2 protein-coding genes are annotated in these 1,568 nt (G+C 67.9%); one reads left to right on the top strand and one right to left on the bottom strand.

Features of this window, described 5'->3' with window-relative positions:
- On the bottom strand, positions 1-248 hold a 248-nt coding region (locus AQY21_RS12970), incomplete at its 3' end, for a single-stranded DNA-binding protein (RefSeq protein WP_152988219.1).
- A 1,087-nt stretch (positions 249-1,335) separates the two neighbouring features.
- On the opposite strand from AQY21_RS12970, the gene AQY21_RS12965 reads away from it, so the two are divergent.
- The coding region (locus AQY21_RS12965) for a hypothetical protein (protein WP_203416495.1) at positions 1,336-1,568 on the top strand (233 nt) is incomplete at its 3' end.

Below are 1,568 nucleotides of genomic sequence, written 5' to 3'. Positions count from 1 at the left end.
CGCACCAGGACCTTCGTGCCGGATTCGCAATATTGCTGGATGGTCCGGCCCAGGCCGTTGAAGGCGACGACGCGGTGCCATTCCGCGTCCTCGACCCGATAGCCCTTCTCGTCGCGGACGACCCGGCCTTCCGAATAGCGCGGGCGCGCGGTGACCAGCCTGAAGCGGGTGACGTCGGTGCCGCTGCGGGTGGTGCGGGTTTCGGGGGCCTGGCGGATGGTGCCGGCGAGGATGACGATGTTCTGCATTGTCTGTCTCCGTTGCTTCACCGGAGGGACCATTCCCTCCGACGAGACCCGGAAAAGTCCGTCGGGAGGCACCTGCAACTGCCTCCCCCTTTCGGGCGGCAGCTTGCCCGCAAGGCTTCGGAGTGGGGCGGGCAGCCGCGCTCGCGCGGCAACACGGTCCGGAGCCTTGGGGGTTGCCGGTGAAAACCGCACGGAGTTAGGGGATCGGACAGGCGGAGGGATTGGTTCGTCCGGGGGCATGACGGGGACAGATCGCAGAACGGCGGCGTGCTTGCCGGTGCCGTCCCATCGGCAAAATCACCCGGAAACCCGCGCCACCCGTGGCGGGGCCGCTTCGCTTTCCTTGGCTGGTCGTCTTCGCGGCTGCCGCCGGAAAGCCGGGGCGTTCGGGGCGGGAAGGATCGAGCTGTCGGGCCGGGGGCGCGGAATGGCAGGGCTGCCGCCTCATCGGCTTTGGGTTGGACCATCCAGCAATATTGCGAGACCGGCATGAAGCCGGTCGCATCGCGGCGGTCATTCACGGCACGGAATGGCAGGATGCGGAAGGTCAGGACCGCTATGGCAGCGGGGATCGGTGGCGATGATGGATTTCCGTGCCGGGTGCGGCGGGCCGGGAACGGCGGGGACGAGGATGAGGGCCGGTTCGTCGGCGATGACATCCCGACCTGCGCCGGAGGCCCAGTGGCCCCGGCGGTTCCAGCCGCCGGATTTCCATGGGCGGGGCAGATCGCGCGCGCTTGCAAGCGCGCTTCCGGCTTCAGCGTTACCCCGTGCGGGGCCGGACGTTGTTAGGACGACACTTGTCAACGGGCGCCGCGAGGATCGTTACCGGCATCGGCCAAAACCGCCTTGCGGGTTCGGTGAGCGCCCCGCAGGGCGTAGAGCCCCCCGGAAGGGGGTCGCCCGGATTTCCAGATTTGCGAGAACACCGCCACGCCGAGCACATTGAGGTGCATCGCGACGACTTTTATCCCATATTGGATTGCCGCCACGCGGCAGGGTGACGCTGCCGCCCGGAATTGGCCTTTGACCGCCAGAATACCTAGACCCGCTGCAACGCCTTTCTGCCGCAAGCAAGGATGACGCCATGACTTCTACGACCCTCAGAGTGAACATGCCGCAATGGCAGGGCGGGGACGAGCCCGCCTATCGCTTCGGCGCCGAGTTGCTGCGCTGGCTGGCGCCGCCGCATGACGGCCCCGAGGAAACCGTGGCGGTTCCCAGACCGGATGGCAGCGCGCCGCCGCTCGACCAGGGCATCAAATGGCGCGATGCGCTGCTGGCGCAGGCTCGTGCGGCACGGGCTGCCATCGAGCGTCA

Origin of the sequence: Paracoccus sp. MKU1, from assembly GCF_001447385.1 — a bacterium.
In the GTDB taxonomy this organism is placed as follows: domain Bacteria; phylum Pseudomonadota; class Alphaproteobacteria; order Rhodobacterales; family Rhodobacteraceae; genus Paracoccus.
This window is presented reverse-complemented; position numbering and strand designations above follow the sequence as displayed.